Origin of the sequence: Streptomyces herbicida (assembly GCF_032656585.1) — a bacterium.
Lineage (GTDB): Bacteria > Actinomycetota > Actinomycetes > Streptomycetales > Streptomycetaceae > Streptomyces > Streptomyces herbicida.
In genome coordinates this window covers 80,595-98,137 of the sequence record NZ_JAUYWJ010000029.1, presented here as the reverse complement: position 1 = coordinate 98,137, position 17,543 = coordinate 80,595, and the positions used below count along the sequence as shown (strand labels likewise).

Genomic DNA, 17,543 nt, shown 5'->3' with positions numbered 1-17,543 from the left:
AAGCTGGACGATACGATGGGAGCCGTATCGGACCCCGCCAATGCCTCGGAAAGCGAACGGCATCCATGGTTCATGTGGGGTGATACGCGCACGGCGTGATGAGCGAGGATTCCGGCCTCGGTGTTCTGTGCGACCGCTGCCGCGGGTGACGGAGCCGTCACGTCCCACCGGTCGCATCGACAGCACCAAAATCAGGTTGAATGATGAACCGGACTCGTCTCGCAGCACTCACGTTCCTCGTCGCCCCCGCGCTCGCGATGGGCCCCGCGGCTGCCGCACACGCCTCCACCGGCGTCGCGCCCGGCGCCACGTCGCGCGCGGCATGTCATATGGAAAAGGAGTCGAACGGCAAGTATCACGTCTGGGGCGTGGGATTCCCCGGTGGCACCAAGGTGACCTACTCGGGATCCTCCTCGGGCACCGTCTCCACGAGCAAGTCGGGGCGGTTCGACCTCGGCGGCCTCAGCGGGAGCAAGTGGGTCGTCAAGACTCCCCATGGGACGACCACGGTCACCTGCACCATGATGATGCACGGCTGACGGGGCGTGACCCCCCCCGTGCGACGACCGCGTGTCGGCGCCGACGTCGCACGGAGTGCCAAAGCTGCCCGGTCGGGTCACACCGCTGCCGAGGGGCGGATGTTCTGGTTCAGGCGGAACAGGTTCGTGGGGTCGTAGGTGTCCTTGACCCGCACGAGCCGTTCGTAGACCGCGTCCGGGTACGAGGCGCGCACCTTGTCCTCGGCACCGTCGCCGGTGAAGTTGACGTACATGGCGCCGTGGCCGTGGTGTGCGATCTCCTCGCGGGTGTTGCGGGCCCAGGTGACATGCGAGTCGAAGTCCGTCGCGTCGGGGGAACGCGCGATCACGTTGCACAGCACACTCGGGTCCCGCTGGCTGAACGCCGTGGACTCGGCGGGCACTCGGGCGAAGGCACCGCCCAGTTGGTGCAGATGCACCTCGCTGGAGGGCGTCGGCGTCGTCAGATGGAGTCGCAGTACGGCGTCGAGCGCGGCGTCGGACGGCTCGATGAACGCCGAGGTGAAGTAGTTGTGGGCGCCGGCCGTCCACAGCGGGTCGAGCATTGTCTGCATGGCCGTGTACGGCATGGGTCCCATGACGTCGGCGATGGGGGTCCCCAGCGTCCGCAGGGGAGCGACGGCCGCCTCACCGGCCGCGGGGTCGCCCGCGTACATGCCGGCCAGGACCACGATGCGGGTGCCGTGGACCTCCGGGGGCAGGAAGGGCAGAGGAGGTGCGGTGGTCAGGTTGATCAGCGTCGTCAGGTCGTCGGGCATGCTCGCGGTCAGCTCGCGCCAGCCCGTGACGACCTGCCGGGCCTGCTCGACGGGATAGATGATCAGGCCGCCCAGGACCTGTGGCCCGACCGGGTACAGCTGGTACTCGAGCGAGGTCACGACGCCGAAGTTGCCGCCGCCGCCCCGCAGGGCCCAGAAGAGTTCGGGGTGCTCCTGCTCGTCCGCGCGCACCACGCGGCCGTCCGCGGTCACGACCTCGGCCGCCGTCAGGTTGTCCGAGGTCAGACCGTGGCGGCGCAGGAGCCAGCCCACGCCGCCGCCGAGCGTGAAGCCGGAGATACCGGTCGTGGAGATCAGACCACCGGTGACGGCCAGGCCGAAGGCCTGGGTTTCATGGTCGAGGTCGCCCCAGGTCATGCCTGCCTGGGCGATCACCCGGCGGCGTACGGGGTCGACGATGGCGCCCTTCATGGGCGACAGGTCGATGACGATGCCGTCCTCGCACGTCGAGAACCCGGCGATGCTGTGGGCGCCGCCGCGCACGGCGACGAGCAGGTCCTGGCTGCGGGCGAATTCGACGGCGCGCATCACGTCCGCGGTCCCCGCGCAGCGCACGATCAGTGCCGGGTGCTTGTCGTGGGCCGCGTTCCAGACGGCGCGGGCCTGGTCGTAGTCGTCGTCGCCGGGGCGGACGACGGTGCCGCGCAGGCTTGCTTCCAGCTCGGCGATGGTGGCGTCCCCCAGGATGCCCTTTGCCGTGTCGATCGACATGGTCGGCTCCTCGGTATGAGTACGGGTGTTTGAACTGATACTCAGGACCGTAGGCAGCGGCTCTTAGCATCCACTCAGCAGCCGCTTTGCCCGGTGGGCGCCGTAGGCAGCGTGCGCCGCAGGAATGCCGGGCCACGGGTGCCGCCGAGGCGGGTGAAGAGGCCGGCGGCCCGGGCGGCCGCGGTCTCGGCGGCGTCGGGGTCGCCCGTCTGCCGCAGGAGTTGCGCCAGCATGAGGGAGACCCAGGCGGCGGCGGAGGTCGAACCGGCGACGTGTTCCAGGTCCTGGGCGCGGGTCAGCAGGGTGCGGGCTCGTGCCGTGTCACCGGCGGCCCGGGCCACGTGCGCGAGGTGGAGCAGGCTGTTGGTGGTGCCGGGGATGTCGTCGGTCTCCTCGAAACCCGCGAGGGCACGGGCGATGGTGGCGTGCGCCCCTTCGGTGTCCCCGTCGGCGAGCTGGAGCAGGCCGAGGCAGCCGAGGGTGATGCCTTCCTCCCGCCGGTCGCCGAGTCGGCGCCTGATCGCCAGTGCCGCGTCGAGGTACTTCCTTGCCGCGTCGTGGTCGCCCCGGCTTCGGTGGATGTTCCCGAGAGTGTTGAGGGCCAGGGATTCCCCGTGCGGGTCGGCGAGCGCGCGGAAGCAGTCGACACTGCGTTCGGCGGCAGCGACGGACCCGCAGGTGTCGCCCTTCAGCCGGTTCGCCCAGGCGAGATTCGCCAGGAGGTAGCCACGCGCCCGGGACGGACCGACCGCGCGGCCGGCGAGGACCGTTTCCTCGAAGAGCACCGAGACCTGTCCCACCGCGTCGTCCGCGACCGCGTATCCGGGTGTCATGACCGGGAAGAACCGGCCGGTATCCGCCTCGACGTCGTCCAGCAGCCGGAGGCCTTCCATGCAGGCTTCGCGGGCCACCGTGCCCTCACCCCGGCAGACGGCCCAGACGCCCTCGAGGTGCGCGGCGACGGCGAGGACGGAGGGGGCGCTCGCCTCGCGGGCGAGCTCGCGGGCCCGGTCGAGGGCGGTGCGGGCGCGGTCCCACGTGCCGTGCATCCAGAGCAGGATCGCCTGCTGGTAGTGGGCGCGTGCGAGCGCCGCCGCGTCCGGCCACCGCTGATGGATTTCGACGATCTGCTCGGCGATGTCCTCCAAGGGGGAGCCGTCCCCGAGGCGGATCGCCAGCACGGCCCGTCCCATCAGCGCTCTCGCCCGCTGCGGGGTGGGTTCCGGTGCGGCGGCCAGGGTGTCTTCCAGCCAGCGGCGGCCCTCGGCGAGACGCCCGCGTTCGGGCCAGAACAGTCGCAGGGCGACGGCCAGACGCAGCGCAGTGTCCGGTTCGTGGCGCAGGAAGGAGCGCAGGGCGGCCCGGAGATTGCCGTAGTCGGCCTCCAGCTCCAGCGATGTCGCTCCCGTGACTCCGGTGGGCGGCTCGCGGTCCCGCGCCTCGGCGAGGGCCAGGTAGAAACGCCGGTGCCTGGCCTCGGTCGCCACCAGTTCTCCGGCGGCCCGCAGGCGCTCCGTGGCGTACTGCCGGATCGTCTCGAGCAGCCGGTAGCGGACCTCGTCCTGCCGGGGCTCCACCCACACCAGGGATTTGTCGGCCAGCCTGCCGAGGAGGTCCAGCACAGGCATGTCGTGGGTACCGTCGGCGCACACCTCTTCCGCCGCGGCAAGGGAGAACCCGCCCGCGAAGACCGCCAGCCGGCGGAACAGGCACCGTTCCTCGTCGTCGAGCAGCCGGTGGCTCCAGTCCAGGGTGGCCAGCAGGGTCTCCTGCCGGGTCGCACCGCGTCGGCTGCCCCGCCCGAGCAGGGCCAGGGCGTCGTCGAGCCGTTCCGCGATCTGGCGCGGGGCCAGCACGTGCACCCGAGCCGCCGCGAGCTCCAGGGCCAGGGGCATCCCGTCCAGCCGGAAACAGATCTGCGCGACGGCCTCCGCGTTCTCCGGGGCCAGCCGGAATCCGGGGACCACGTCGGCGGCCCGCTCCACGAACAGCCGTACAGAGGCGAAACGGCCCAGTTCCTCCACGGGCGGCAGCCGGTGCGGATCCGGCAGACCCAGCGAGGGCACCCTGAAGGTGCGCTCCCCGTAGCTGCGCAGCGGCTCGCGACTGGTCGCGAGTACGAAGACGCCCGGGCAGTGGGCCATGATCTCCGAAGCCAGGGCCGCGCACGCGTCGATCAGGTGTTCGCAGTTGTCCAGCACCAGCAGCATCGCCCGGCCACCCAGCTGTGCGATCAGGGCGTCGCGGCCCACGCCGGACGGTGGGAGCTGTATTCCCAGAGCTGCGGCAACCGCCTCGGGCACGAGGTGCGTCTCCGTCAGTCCGGCGAGGTCCACGAACCAGGCCCCGTCCCGGAAGTCGTCGCCCCGACGGGCCGCCACGGCGAGCGCGAGCCGGGTCTTGCCGCAGCCCCCGGCCCCGGTGAGGGTCAGCAGCCGGCTCCGTCCGAGCAACCGCTCCACCTCGGCCATCTCGCGCTCCCGGCCGATGAGGGCGGTCGCCGGTGCCGGCAGATGGTGCCGTGGGGGCTTCGGCGGCTGTTCCCGGGCCTCGACGGAGTCGGCGAGCAGCCCACGGAAGAGGCTGCGCGTCTGCGGGTCGGGGTCGGCGCCCGTGTCGCGGCGGAGCGCGTCCCGCAGACACTCGTAGTCGGCCAGCGCCTCCCTGCGTCGCCCGGCGTCGGCCAGGACCCGCATCAGCGCCCGGTGGCCGGGCTCGTGCAGAGGCTCCTCGGCGACCAGGGCCCGCAGCACGTCGATCGCTTCGTCTGTGCGGTGATCGCGCTCGAGCGCTTCGCCCAGTCCCAGCCTGAGAGCCGTACGCCGTGCCTCCAGCGCCTCGGCCGCCTCGGCCGCCCAGGGCTCGTAACGGTCCTCGGGCAGCAACCCGGGTTCGGCCAGGGCGAGCGCGGCACGGTAGTCCACGGCGCCGTCGCCGGACGAGGCCTGCCGGGCCGCTTCGTCGAATTCGTCGAGGTCGATCCGCACACCGCCGTCGGGGCCCAGCAGCACCATGTCGTCGCGGAGCACGACGACGTCTCCCGGCGCCCCCGTGCCGGCCAGTGCGCGCCGCACGGCGTACAGCACTTGGTGCAGATTGTTCGACGCGGCCGTCCCGTCGAGGTCCGGCCACAGCAGGTCGTAGAGCCGCTCCCGGTGGATCTGGTGGCCCGGTGACAGGCACAGCAGCTTCAGCAGGCTCCGGGCCTTGCGCAGCCGCCACGCCCCGGCGGCGACCGGACGGCCCTCGACCGCCACGGCGAAGCCGCCGAGGAGCCGGATGTACACCTCATCGGCCATGGCTGCCCTCATGAGCAGGCTACCGCCAGACCGGATCCGGGACCCGTGAAACGGTACGGCCCCGCACGCGCCCAGATGCATGATCATGGCCGCTGCGGAAGGATCGGCAGGGGCGGTCCGCGCCCTGCGGTGCTGCGCTGGGCTCACCGCCGACCGGTGCCTCGGCCTCCGTCCGAGCTGGGGGTAACGCCCTTTCCGGTGTTGTTACCGGAGCATTGACATGTATGTGAAGCACATCTTGCGCCGTCGGTCGGGCCCCACGGAGGACGAAGGCGTCACCACCGCACGGACGTCGTCCGCTGCCGACTGGGGCCTTTTGCTCATCAGACTGACCTTCGGACTGCTGATGGCCGCGCACGGCGCGCAAAAGCTGTTCGGGATCCTCGGAGGACATGGTCTTACGGCGGTCGGCCATTCGTTCGCCGGCCTCGGCTTCCGCCCGGGAAAGCTCTTCGCCGCGATCGCCGGCCTGTCCGAATTCCTCGGTGGCCTCGGCCTGGCCCTCGGACTGCTCACTCCACTGGCGTCCGCCGCCCTGATCGGCGTGATGATCAACGCCATGGCGACCGTCACCGGTGCCCACGGTCTGTGGGAGACGGACGGCGGTGTGGAGTACAACGTCTGTATCACCGTGGTCGCCCTGGCCGTCGCGGCCATCGGACCGGGTCGGCTCGCCGTCGACCGGTTCCTGCCGTGGGGCGCGGGCGGCTGGGGTGCGGCCGCGTTCGCCCTCGGCTTGGGAGGCGCAGCCGCTGCCATCACGTTGAGCCTGTGAGGCCGGTGCGCCCGGCGACTTGGGCGCTGAAGACGTAATTCGTTGGCGGCGCACCCGCCTGCGTGTCAGCGTGTTGCCTCATGGAACAGGACGTATGGACGGAGCAAGTGGCCCGGACGTACGACAATTCGTCCGCGTACATGTTCGCGCCGGAGGTACTGGAGCCGACGGTCGAATTCCTCGCCCGGCGTGCCGAGGGCGGTCCGGCGCTGGAGTTCGCGATCGGGACGGGCCGGGTCGCACTGCCGCTGCGGGAGCGGGGCGTGTCCGTCACCGGGATCGAGCTGTCCGAGCCCATGGTGCGGGAGTTGCGCCGCAAGCCCGGCGGGGACGGCATCCCGGTGACGCTGGGGGACATGTCCGACGTGCGGGTGCAGGGCGAGTTCGGCCTCGTCTACCTGGTCTACAACACCATCGGGAATCTGCTCACGCAGGACGAACAGGTCGCCTGCTTCCGCAACGCCGCGCGCCATCTGCGCCCCGGTGGCCGCTTCGTGATCGAGTCGGGCGTGCCGGATCTGCAGCGGTTGCCGCCGGGGGAGACCGCCCGGCCGTTCCACGTCGGCGAGCACCATGTCGGCTTCGACACCTATGACTTGGTGAACCAGCGCCTGGTCTCCCACCACTATCGCCTCACCGATGGCCGGGCCGAGGTCTTCCACTCCCATCACCGGTTCGTCTGGCCCTCCGAGCTGGACCTGATGGCACGGCTCGCGGGACTCGAGCCGACCGAGCGGTGGGCCGACTGGAGCGCCACGCCGTTCACGGCGGACAGCAGAGCGCATGTCTCGGTGTGGCAGAGGCCGTACGACGGATCCGCGGCCGGGTGACCGGACTGGCGGCATCGATCGCCGCCGGTGAGCCGCTCGGCAAGCTGGATCTCGTCCGTCGCCATGTGCACCGAGGGGACTCACTGAGGGAGCAGCTGCTGTCCGCCGTCGATGTCGTACGTGGCGCCGGTGAGCGCGCCGTTGCACATGATGTGCACGCCGAGGGCGGCGACGTCCGCCGGCCCGACGACCCGTCGGATGGGCAGGGTGGCACGCAACTGCTCGCGCCGGGCCTCGAGTTGTTCGCCCAGGAGTGAGGCTGACAGGGGCGTGTCGACGAAGCCGGCGGCGATGAGGTTGACCCGGGTCGGTGCCAGCTCCAGCGCCAGGTTGGCGATGAGGGCGGGCAGAGCGGCGGTGGCGGCGGACACGACAGCCTTGCCGACACCGGGGCGCCGGCCTCCGGTGCCGCCGATGAACAGCAGCGTGCCGCCGGCCCGGACCTTGCCACGGCTGTAGAGGGCGGTCCCCAGCGTGATGGCCAGGCGCTCGTCGAAGGCGCGTCGGGCGGCTGCGAGGTCCATTTCCGCCAGGGGCATGTAGAAGGGGCCGCCGGCGGTGACCATCACATGGTCGACGGGACCGGACAGCTCCTGGAAGAAGCTCTGCAGGCGGTCGGTGTCGGTGGCGTCGAACGTCGCGGTGCCGAGAGGGTTCAACTCGTCGGCGGCCCGCTGCAGTCGCTCGGGACTGCGTCCGACCAGGATCACCTGGCCGCCGCCTGCGCGGACCTGGCGTGCGGTTTCGAGCCCGATGCCCGCGCCGGCTCCGATCACCACCACCGTCTGGTCGGTGAGATCAGGTCGGCCCCGGGTACCGGGAACGGGCGGTTCGGCAGGCATGGCATCACCTCCGCGGAGGGCCGGCACCTCATGATCGTGCTTCGTGCACTCCGCGTCGTCGTGCTTGAGTGCTGCCCGTCGCTCGTGCCTTCGCCGGGACAGCCTTCGCCCCCATTGTCGCCCGCCGGACCGCTGATCGCTCTTTGCCGGCCCAGCTGTCCGCTCTGCTCACGCCGACCCGCAACAGCCGTGCCGGGAGGGGGTTCGACGGTCCGTCGGGTGGGCCGAGAGGATTCCGGGGACCAAAGCGCAGTGAGGGGGAACGGCATGATTCTGCTCGTCCTGGTGGCGTCCTGGTGCTGGCCGTTGGAGGGTGTGTCTGCGTGGTGTGGGCTGCGCGAGGCGGGCCACGCTGGTCGCGAGCCGTGGCCACCGCGACGTTGACGGCGGGCGAGCCGGCGCGCCGGGCGGGGCGGGGCGGAAGGACCGTAACTCGAGCCCGAGTGAATAGTGCCTGTCCGGCGTGCACGACTGCTCGGCCCGACTACCTGGACCACGGGTATGACGCCCGGTGCGGGCCGGTGTGCTGCTCCAGTACGACGAGAGCGCCGTCGTCGGCCGGTCCGCCCTCGCTGTGCCGCAGCAGGTCTCCGCGCAGGCCCCGCACCATGTCCTCCAGGGGCTCGGCACTGCGGGCGTGCGCGTGGGCGCCGAGGTCGTGGTGACGGCCGCCGCGGTCACGGGCCTCGATGAAGCCGTTGGTGTAGAGCAGCAGCCGGTCGCCCGGACGGAACTCGATGGTCTGGGTGACCGGTTCGGCGCCGACGAGACGGGCGAGCCCGATGGGCGCCCCGGGCGCAGAGGGCGTGTGCGCGCTGACTTTGTCGCCGCGCACCCTCAGCGGCTCCGGTTGCCCGCAGTGGATCACTCGGGCCACGGGCTCGTCGTGGGGGAGTTCCACGAGGACGGCGGTCGCGTAGCGTTCGCTGAACGGCTCGTCCCGCAGCGCGCGGATCTGCCGGGTGGCGCTCGTCTCGAGCCGGTTGCACACATCGGCCAGGCATTCTTCCTCGTGAGCAGCCTCGCGAAAGCTGCCGAGCAGGGTCGCGGAGGCCGCCACCGCCGAGAGTCCCTTGCCCTGGATGTCTCCGACGAGGACCCGCACGCCGTACGGGGTGTGCAGGGCCTCGTAGAAGTCACCGCCCCCGGTGCCCTCCGAGCGCGCAGGTACGTAGGTGGCGCACATGTGCACGGTGCCCATACGGCGGGGCAGGGGGCGCAGCGCGGCCTGCCGTGCGGTGTCGGCGACCGACTGTGCCTGTCGCGACCGGCGTTCGCGCCGGCACCGTACCGAGCACGCCGGCAGCCCGGCCAGTGAGACCACCACCAGCGTCAGGATCGTCACGTCGCCGGTTTCCGTGCTCCATCGCCCCTGGACCAGCTGCACCAGTGCGGTCGTCGCCGTGGCGGCACCGGCCAGCGCGGCCGTCACGCCGACTCCGTTCAGGGCCGCGGCGAGTACCGGAACGGCGGCCATGACGGGCAGCACGTGCAGACGGTCTCCGATCACGAGGTCGGTCACGGCGACGACGGCCAGCAGACAGAGCGGTGCGCCCCATCGCGCGGCCGGGGAGGCAGAGCCCGAGCGCAGCGGCGAAGGAACCTCAGACATGCTGGTTCACCTCCGTGGAGCACGTCGGGGCACTGGGACGCTGCGGGTGCGCGTCAGCGGGGTCGCGGTCCAGACACGCGAGCATGTCCTCCAACTGGCCCGCCAGTCCGCGGTCCTTGTTCGAGCCGGCCTCGGCGTGCAGATGCCGTCCCGCCCATCGTGCGGCCGGAAGGATCGGGTGCGCACGGCCGCCCTGACAGGAACGGACGCACATCGCCGTTCCGACGAGCAGGCGTGCCCCGTTGGGCCGGAAGTGCGGGGTGACGGGTTCGTCCCGGTGCCGGCTGCCGTGACGCGGCGACTTGGCCTCGTCCTCCAGCAGCTGCCCCATGTCCCGTGCCCGGTCGGCGACGTGCGCCAGCGTGTCCAGGACGGTGTGGTCCAGATGCCGGACCGAGCCGCGGGCCGCCGACCGAAGATTCCACCGGCGGCTTTCGCGTGCGGCGATCAGCTCGGTGTCCGCTCGGGACACCGCACCGGCCAGCCGCACGGGCCAGTCCGCACCGAGGAGTTCCTGTGGGCGGCGGTGTTCGCGCAGCGCCAGCGCGAGGTGTTCGAGCACACGCGCCAATTGGTCGCGGAGATCGTCCAGCGCCCGTTCGGCGGGCCGGAAGTGGAGCGGCGGAAACAGCACGACGGTGACGGCGGTACCGATCACCACACCCACGGCGGTCTCGATCACATGCGGGGCGAGATCGTCCCACAGGTGACTGCGCGCCATGGCGAAGGCGAACAGCGCTGTGATGGGGACATGGACGCCGTGGTGTCCGAGGCGGTCGTATCCGGCGACGACGATGGCCGAGAACACGACGATGCACAGTGCCGGAAGAATGGGTCCCACGAGGATCCCCACGGGGACGGCGATGAGAATGCCCAGGGCGCAGCCCGCCGCGTACTGGGCCGCCGCCACCAGCGAGCGGAACGCCGAGGATTCCGTGATCAGCAGTGCGGCCAGCGCGGCCGGATAAGGGCTGTGGCTGCCCAGTGCCGTGCCGCACACCACCCAGGCCAGACCGGCCGCGGCGGCGGCTCGCACGGGCGCCTGCCAGCGGCGACTCGGTTGTGTGGCGAGCTGTACATGATCGAGTGCGCTCCGTATGAGAGGTGCAGTAGACATCCCGGTGGTTATTGCCGTGTCTGTGCGGAGAAAACCCATATGTCCCGTTTGATGGATTCTTTGCCTGGCCCACCCTGGACGTGGCGCTGCGGCAGCCATGACACCGGCGAGCCGGCCGGACCCTTCGAGCCGGTCGCACCCTTTAGGCTCGCCACGTGCAAGAGGTGGAGATCGTTCAGCTGCTCGTCTCGTCGGTGCACCGCTTCGAGGGCCGCCCGGGAGACGGCGTTCCCGAGTTCCCACCGGACGAACTCGTCACCTCGGCGCACGTGCGCGAGGGGCTGGGCATCGTGGGTGACCGGTACTTCAACCGTCCTGCGCACCGCAACGCGTCGATCACCCTCATGGCGGCAGAGCGTCTGCCCCAGGACGGCCCCCGGGAGGCGGACCTGCGGCGCACCCGGCGCAACGTCCTGCTGCGCGGGGTGGACATCGACTCGTACATCGGTGCCACGGTCTTCCTGGACTGCGGCACCGGACCCGTCGTGCTGGCGGTGCTGAGCGCGGCCCGTCCCTGCGCATGGATGAACACCACGCTGGGGCCGGGCGCACAGCGGGCGTTGCGCGGCGGCGGGGGTGTCCGCTGCCGTCCGCTCTCCGACGGCATCCTCACCGTGGGGCCCGCCTCTTTCGGGGTGTGTCCGCCCTGAATTCAGGCTATTTCGCCGAGTGGGTTGAGCGGTTCTGCGGTGCTCCGTACAGTCGTGACCCCAATGCGGGGGGTGCTGGTCACGGGGGATGAACATGATCGATTTGGCCGACGTCATCAGAGATCTGCGCGAAGAGCTGCAGTCGGCGATCCGCGCTGGTGACGGTGAGTCGCTCCGCTTCGAATTGGGACCCATCGAACTCGAGGTTTCCGTCCAGTTGGAGAAGTCGGCGACCACGGGAGCGAAGGTGCGCTTCTGGGTGGCGGAGGCCGGGGCAGAGGCTTCCGCGCGCCGGGCGGGGACACAGTTGGTGCGGTTGACCTTGCAGCCGCAGCTGGCGGGCACGGACCGCAGCCCCCTGGTGTCGGGTCGAGCGGCCCCTGGTGAAGAGTGATCGGGCCCTCCCACGGGCTGGACCCTTCTCGTGCGGTCCAGGTGGTCACCGCGGTCACAGGCGGTGGCGGGATGCGCGGTTCGGGTTATCTGGTCAGGACAGGCCTGGTGTTGACCGCGGAGCATGTGCTGCGTGGCGCCGCCTCCATCATGGTTCGGCTGATTCCCCATGTCGGTGTGACCGAGGATGTGGCAGCCGAGCTGGTCTGGTCGAGTACGGCGGCCGATGTCGCCGTGCTGAGGTTCGCCGGCGCTGCGACAGCGGTGGCACCGGTGCGCTACGGGCGCATGGGGCAGCAGGACGTCGTGCCGTGCGAGGCTGTGGGCTTTCCTCGATTCAAGATGCGGGCCCATCGGCAGCCGGGCCCGGGCAGCGGAGCGTCTTCGTTCAGGGACTCCCATCACGCCCGCGGCGAGGTCTCCATGCTGTCCAACCGACGCGAGGGCAGGCTTGAGTTCACCCTCCACTCGTCGCCGTCCGACCGGGACGAGAAGCATTCGCCCTGGGAGGGCATGTCCGGAGCGGCCGTGTTCAGCGGCGGCGCCCTCGTCGGGATCGTCGGTGAGCACCACCTGGCGGAGGGGCCGGGCGCCCTGACCGGCAGCCTGGTCGAGAGTTGGTACGCGACGCTCGACACCACCGAGGCGTTACGCCATCTGCAAGCTCTTGTCGGCCTGCCGGCGCACGTTGGTGACCTGCCGCCGGTGAGGGCCTCGTCGGCAGGAGAGGGCAACGCCGGGCAGGCCGGTGGTCCGCCGTGGGTGGCCATCGAGCAACTGCACGGTCGGCGGGTCGACGCCCACTTCGTGGGTCGCGGCGAGATACTCAACGAGCTCCGAACCCGTCTGTCTGCGGCGTCCGGCTCGTCGGAGGGCAACGTCCAGGCGCTTGTCGGGCCGCGCGGCTTCGGCAAGACGCAGATCGCGTTGCGATATGCGCAGGAGTATCGCCAGGACTACGACGTCATCGCCCTGATTCCGGCGCGTGATCCGGTGACGGCAATGACGCATCTGGCGGAGCTCGCCGGGCGGTTGGGACTGCCGCGCAGCGAGCGGGTCGACGAAGACGCCTGGCGGGTGCGTGACCACCTCGCTGTCCGTGACCGCTGGCTGCTGATCCTCGACGGCGCCGTGGACGTCCAGGCGCTGGACGGCTTCATTCCCTGGCGCGCCGAGGGGCATGTGATCATCACGTCGTGGTTTCGGGGCTGGCAGGAGCGGTGCGGTGTACTGGACGTCCCCGCGCTGCCACCCGCCGACGCGGAGCGGTACCTGGTGGGGAAGGCCGGTGGGCACCTCGGCGGCGGGCTGGCCGCGCGGATTGCCGAGGCAACCGGGTACGCGCCGATCGTGCTGGCCCAGGCCGCAAGTCTGATCGAGCGCGGACTCTTCGCAGGCGACGAGTACCTGACCATGCTCGACGACGATGCCTCGGGCCTGATGAGCGGCGAGGAGCGGGACGGCCTGGTGGTCCCTGGCTACGGAAGTGCTGTCGGCGTCGGCTGGCGCGAGGTGAAGAGCCGGGTCGAGGAACGCGCGCCGTCGGCGGTGCACCTGTTGGAGCTGTGCGCCTTCTTCGCCGAGGAGCCGGTGCCGCTCCATCTGCTGCGGCCCACCGCCGCGTTGCCCAAGCCGTTGGCGGATCTGCTGTCTAAGCCGGTCCACCGGGTCGCCGCCGCCGCGGCGCTCGACGACTCGTCCCTTGCCCAGCTCGCCGAACAGCCCGCACCCGACCCGGCGTTCAGCCACGCCTCCCGGCGCCGGGCGCCCAGACCGCTTGCCGTGCACAGTGTGACCCAGCGCGTCGTCCGTGCCGCCCTCAGCCCGGAGGCCTGGGCCGGATACGCGTCGGCGTCCTTGGCTGTCATGGCCGCCGCGCTGGCCGAGGACCTGGAAGACCCCTCGCAGTGGGAGGCGTGTGCGGGGTTGCTGCCGCACGCCGCGACCGTGGCCGACCGTGCTCTGCGCCATGGCATCGATCTGAGCGAGGCGTTGGTGCTGAGCGCGCGGCTGGGGGAGTACCTCATCCTGCGCGGGCTGCCGGCCGCCGCGGTGGAAATGCTGCGCCAGGCGCGTGACCTGGCCGGTACGGGCGCAGTGACACCCGAGGCGGTGGTCCGGCTGGACGTCGTCCTGGTGGATGCCACGCGTGCGGCCGAGCGGCTGGAGGAGGCCGCGGCGCTGGGGGAGCGGACGCTGGAGGCGTGCCGGTCCCATCTGGGCCCGACCCACCGCGTCACGCTGCAGGCGCTCGCCGAACTCGCCCATGTCCACGGCGATCTCGGTCGAACCGAGGAGGCCGTCGAGATGGCCGGAGCCGCCCTGTCGGGTCAGTGTGCGCTGCTCGGGGCCGATCATCACGACGTGCTCAGGACGCGCAGCGACCTCGCGGCGATGCTCGGCCGAGCCCACCGGTTCGAGGACGCGGTCACACTTCAGGAGGAGGTCCTCTCCAGTCGGCGCGGCGCCTACGGGGACGATCACTTCCTCACGTTGCTCGCCGCCAACAACCTCGCCGACTCCTACGAATGCCTGGGTCGCTTCCAGGACGCCGCGGACATCGCCACTCCGGCACTGGACATGGCGCGTCAGGTGCTGCCCACCGGCCACTACCTGGCTCTTCAGCTGCTGAAGAGGTGCGCACGCCTGGCCGGTCAGCTCGGCAACGCAGGCACCGCCGCCGAGCTCTTCACGGACCTGTGGGACGTCGGCCGGGCGCTGTACGGACCGGACAGCCCGGAGAGCCTGGACGTGTTGCGCGTCGCGGTGATCCTTCACAGCCAACTCAACCACTGGGCGAAGGCGCGTGAACTCCAGGAGGCGCTGATCGCGCTGCTCGACCGCACTGCGGGCGATCCGACCGTCGACCTGGCCGGCGAGCAACTCAACCTCGCCTACCTCCGCCACCGTGACCACGACACGGCGTCCGCACTGAGTCTGGGAATTGCCGCCTGGCGGCGCATGGCCGCCGAGCACTCACCGCAGAGTGAGCCCCTTCTCGAAGCCACCCGCACCCTCGCGCAGATCCTGGCTGCGACGGTGCACCACGAAGCCATGGCCTCCGCGCTCAAAAGGGGAAGTGCGTTGTCACTTCCCGAAGTATTCCAAGACAGTGAGCTGCACTTCTCAGGGGTTCCGAAAGGTGCCGTCGAATCACTCATTGCGGCCGTGGAATCCAGCATGGATGTCAAATGAAAACCAGCCGTGGGCCCACCGCCTGAATCGGCGGGCCCACGGCCTCGGAAGGAGTGAGCGACCGCAGTCGCTACTTTGTCGCCTTCTTGATCAGTGCAGCCACCCCCGCTGCCGCTGCGGTTGTCACGGCGGCCGCGGCGGCGACCGGAACCCACACGGGTGCCGTCGCCACGACAACCGGTGCGGCGGCCGCCGCGGCCGGAACTGCCGCTGCCGCCACCGCCTGGGCCGCATTACCACCGAATTGAAGCGCCAATTCGATCATCCCCCTGGTTCGAGAGCCCCCGATTCAGGACTCGCGTGTGAAACGCTATACCCACGACCCAAACCCGAAACCGGAAATCGCCAGAATTTCTTCACGCATCCTGTCGTAACTTTCCCTACGCCCGCGCAGGCGTATCGAATTTCTTTTCGGGTCGCGGTCGTGGACTCGTAGCCACAATGTGCGCGCTATGTCCCTTAGTGTGGCTTTCGCGCGGATGCTATGTGGACGGGATGGAGCTGGGGACGCATTGGCACCACTGCTCGCGGTGTGCGCCGGGTATTTCATGGTGATCCTGGACGTGACCATCATCAACGTCGCCGTGCCGGTGGTGGGCCGCGACCTGTCGGCCTCGCTCACCGGCATCCAGTGGATCACCGATGGATACACGCTCGTCTTCGCGGGCTTCCTGATGACCGGTGGCGCGCTGGGCGACCGCCTGGGCAACCGCCGGGTGTTCTGCTCGGGTGTTGCGCTGTTCACCGTGTCCTCGGCCGCCTGCGCATTCGCACCCAATGCTCCCTTCCTGGTCGTTGCCCGGCTGGTGGAGGGGCTCGGCGCGGCGCTGATCGTGCCCGGCTCACTGGCTCTCCTCCAGCAGGCCTACCCGGCGCCGGCCGCACGCTCGCGGGCCTTCGGGCTGTGGGGCTCGATGGCGGGCATCGCCGCTTCCGCCGGGCCGTTGCTGGGCGGGCTGCTGGTCACCACAGCCGGTTGGCGGTGGGTCTTCCTCATCAACCTGCCCGTCGGCGTCGCGTGCCTGATGCTGACGCTGAGGCACGTGACGCGCTCACCCCGGCAGGCCGACCGGGCGCTGGACTGGCCGGCGCAGTGTGCGGTGGTGGCCGCCGTCGCGCTGCTGACCGCCGCGCTCAACGAGGCCGGAAGGCGCGGCTGGTCCGATCCCGCGGTTCTCGCCGGATGGGGACTCGCCGCGCTGGCCGCCGTGGCGTTCGTGCTGCGTGAGCGGCTGGCCCGGTCTCCCGCCCTTCCGCTGAGCCTGCTGCGTTCGCGTGCGATGAGCGGTGGAGCCGTCATCGGTCTGCTGTTCAACTTCGGTTTCTACGGCATGGTGTTCACCGCCAGCCTGGAGTTCCAGCACCAGCGCGGCTTCAGCGCCCTGGCCACGGGGGCGGCACTGTTCCCGGCGGTGGCGATGACGATGTTCGCCTCCGTCCTGTCGGGGCGACTGTCCCGTCGCACCGGCGATCGTCCACTGGTGACCTCCGGCATGCTCCTGGCTGGCCTCGGCCTGGCCGGCTGGGCCGCGGCGGGATCCGATCCGCCCTACCCGCTGCTGGTGGCTCCGATGATGGCCGCGGGTTTCGGCACCTCCTTCGCTCTCACCGGCTCGACCGCCACCGTGATGGGTGCCGCACCCCCGGCCTACGCGGGGGCCGCCTCCGCCCTGTTCAACACCACCCGCCAGATCGGCAGCGCCACCGGTGTGGCACTCGGCGGCAGCCTGCTCGCGACCGGCGCCGACTACGGCGCCGGACTGCGCACCAGCATGGCCATCGGCGCGTGTGCCTACCTGACCGCCGCGGTCCTCGCGTGGCGGTGCGTACCGGGAAAGCCCGAAGGGTCGTAGCGCGTCCACCAGGACGCCCCGTAGCCAAGCGCCCCGGAGCCTCGTCACTCTTCAGCAGGAGACGTGCCGGCTCCCGGCCGGCCGGCAAGGCAGGCGAGCCATCGGCGGCGTGGCCTGGTCCGCCGACCGGCACAAGCAGGGACTGTTCACCGATCCGCCCTACTACTCGCCACCGGCGACGGCCGGCCGCAGCGGCCGGACGTACGAGACGGTCGACGACGTCAAGGGCCTGAACCTGGGCACGGTCATGCCGGTCCCTGGTAGCCGATGTATCTGCTCCAGGGCGACCGGGATCGCCCACGCGCGGCCGACGGGTGGACCGGTAATGACGATCGCATGAGGCGCGAAGCCGTCCCGCTCGGACATCCGGATGAGATGCGAGCAGGAAGGCGACACCGGCGGTACCGGGGCTCTGTCGTCAGGGGACGGCCGAAGGACCCGGAGCCGATGACTCCAGGTCCTCCTGCACGCGAAGCGCCCCGCGGCCGGTTCACTCGGCGCCGCTGACTCCAGGGGTGATGAAGCGCCGGTGCAGCGGACAGAACTCGCTCTCGGGCTCGCCGGCGATGCCGGCCTTCTCGACTGCCGGGGCCAGGCGTTCGGTGAAGAAGGTCTGGAAGACCTCCTCCGAATCCCAGACATCGACCACGTGGAGCCCCTGGGCGTCGAACCAGGCCACGTGTACCTGCGCGCCCGCTGGGGCGGTCTCCTCCCAGCCCACCGCGTCGCGCACCGTGTCGTACTGCTCAGGGGTCACCCCGGCCCAGCTCATGGACATCACCACAGCCATGTTCCGCTCCTTGTCCGCACCATGTGACGACCAGCCCGCACACCGGCCGACGGCCCGACAGCGCGCCGTGCACGGCCGCTGCCGCCCATCGTGGTGGCCCCGGAATCGTCCCGCGGGAGACATCCGTGGCGAAGAGCGTGCAGAGGCACGGCACGGGC

The 17,543-nt window shown here is 70.7% G+C and carries 14 protein-coding genes; 8 read left to right on the top strand and 6 right to left on the bottom strand.

The window, feature by feature from the left end; genetic code table 11:
- Positions 1-200: 200 nt before the first annotated feature.
- On the top strand, positions 201-539 hold the full coding sequence (locus tag Q8A52_RS41735) for a hypothetical protein (RefSeq protein ID WP_316762048.1): 339 nt from the start codon (positions 201-203) through the stop codon (positions 537-539).
- 77 nt (positions 540-616) lie between these two features.
- On the opposite strand, the gene Q8A52_RS41730 is transcribed toward Q8A52_RS41735, so the two are convergent.
- Positions 617-2,029 carry an FAD-binding oxidoreductase gene (locus tag Q8A52_RS41730; protein ID WP_316762045.1) on the bottom strand — a complete coding sequence of 471 codons (1,413 nt, stop codon included), beginning with the start codon at positions 2,027-2,029 and terminating at the stop codon, positions 617-619.
- A gap of 74 nt (positions 2,030-2,103) precedes the next feature.
- Positions 2,104-5,328, bottom strand: coding sequence for a tetratricopeptide repeat protein (locus Q8A52_RS41725; protein ID WP_316762042.1), 3,225 nt, complete (start codon positions 5,326-5,328; stop codon positions 2,104-2,106).
- Positions 5,329-5,548: 220 nt separating this feature from the next.
- On the opposite strand from Q8A52_RS41725, the gene Q8A52_RS41720 reads away from it, so the two are divergent.
- Together Q8A52_RS41720 and Q8A52_RS41715 are read left to right on the top strand one after the other, a co-directional pair.
- Complete coding sequence (locus Q8A52_RS41720; protein WP_408649348.1) at positions 5,549-6,103, top strand: DoxX family protein; 555 nt, start codon at positions 5,549-5,551, stop codon at positions 6,101-6,103.
- Positions 6,104-6,183: 80 nt separating this feature from the next.
- Positions 6,184-6,933 (top strand): class I SAM-dependent DNA methyltransferase, encoded by a 750-nt coding sequence (locus Q8A52_RS41715; RefSeq protein ID WP_408649347.1) that lies wholly within the window; start codon positions 6,184-6,186, stop codon positions 6,931-6,933.
- Positions 6,934-7,013: 80 nt separating this feature from the next.
- Here the strand turns inward: Q8A52_RS41715 and Q8A52_RS41710 are convergent, their stop codons facing one another.
- The 3 genes from Q8A52_RS41710 to Q8A52_RS41700 form a co-directional block, all read right to left on the bottom strand.
- Positions 7,014-7,775 (bottom strand): SDR family oxidoreductase, encoded by a 762-nt coding sequence (locus Q8A52_RS41710; protein ID WP_316762039.1) that lies wholly within the window; start codon positions 7,773-7,775, stop codon positions 7,014-7,016.
- A gap of 484 nt (positions 7,776-8,259) precedes the next feature.
- The gene (locus Q8A52_RS41705) at positions 8,260-9,387 is read right to left on the bottom strand and encodes a PP2C family protein-serine/threonine phosphatase (RefSeq protein ID WP_316762037.1); all 1,128 of its coding nucleotides are present in this window, start codon (positions 9,385-9,387) and stop codon (positions 8,260-8,262) included.
- The gene (locus Q8A52_RS41700) at positions 9,380-10,423 is read right to left on the bottom strand and encodes an FUSC family protein (RefSeq protein WP_316762035.1); all 1,044 of its coding nucleotides are present in this window, start codon (positions 10,421-10,423) and stop codon (positions 9,380-9,382) included. Before Q8A52_RS41700 ends, Q8A52_RS41705 begins: the two co-directional genes overlap by 8 nt.
- 236 nt (positions 10,424-10,659) lie before the next feature.
- On the opposite strand from Q8A52_RS41700, the gene Q8A52_RS41695 reads away from it, so the two are divergent.
- From Q8A52_RS41695 to Q8A52_RS41675, 5 genes are all read left to right on the top strand, one after another.
- The gene (locus Q8A52_RS41695) at positions 10,660-11,154 is read left to right on the top strand and encodes a molybdenum cofactor biosysynthesis protein (RefSeq protein ID WP_316762032.1); all 495 of its coding nucleotides are present in this window, start codon (positions 10,660-10,662) and stop codon (positions 11,152-11,154) included.
- Positions 11,155-11,242: 88 nt separating this feature from the next.
- Entirely contained in the window at positions 11,243-11,548 is a 306-nt protein-coding gene (locus Q8A52_RS41690; protein WP_316762029.1) for a trypco2 family protein, read from the top strand.
- 71 nt (positions 11,549-11,619) lie between these two features.
- Complete coding sequence (gene fxsT / locus Q8A52_RS41685; RefSeq protein ID WP_316762027.1) at positions 11,620-14,742, top strand: FxSxx-COOH system tetratricopeptide repeat protein; 3,123 nt, start codon at positions 11,620-11,622, stop codon at positions 14,740-14,742.
- 479 nt (positions 14,743-15,221) lie between these two features.
- Positions 15,222-16,595, top strand: a complete 1,374-nt coding sequence (locus tag Q8A52_RS41680; protein WP_316762024.1) for an MFS transporter — start codon at positions 15,222-15,224, stop codon at positions 16,593-16,595.
- Between the two features lie 109 nt (positions 16,596-16,704).
- Positions 16,705-16,935 (top strand): hypothetical protein, encoded by a 231-nt coding sequence (locus Q8A52_RS41675; protein ID WP_316762022.1) that lies wholly within the window; start codon positions 16,705-16,707, stop codon positions 16,933-16,935.
- Between the two features lie 150 nt (positions 16,936-17,085).
- Here the strand turns inward: Q8A52_RS41675 and Q8A52_RS41670 are convergent, their stop codons facing one another.
- Positions 17,086-17,385 carry a hypothetical protein gene (locus Q8A52_RS41670; RefSeq protein ID WP_316762020.1) on the bottom strand — a complete coding sequence of 100 codons (300 nt, stop codon included), beginning with the start codon at positions 17,383-17,385 and terminating at the stop codon, positions 17,086-17,088.
- Between the last annotated feature and the right edge of the window lie 158 nt (positions 17,386-17,543).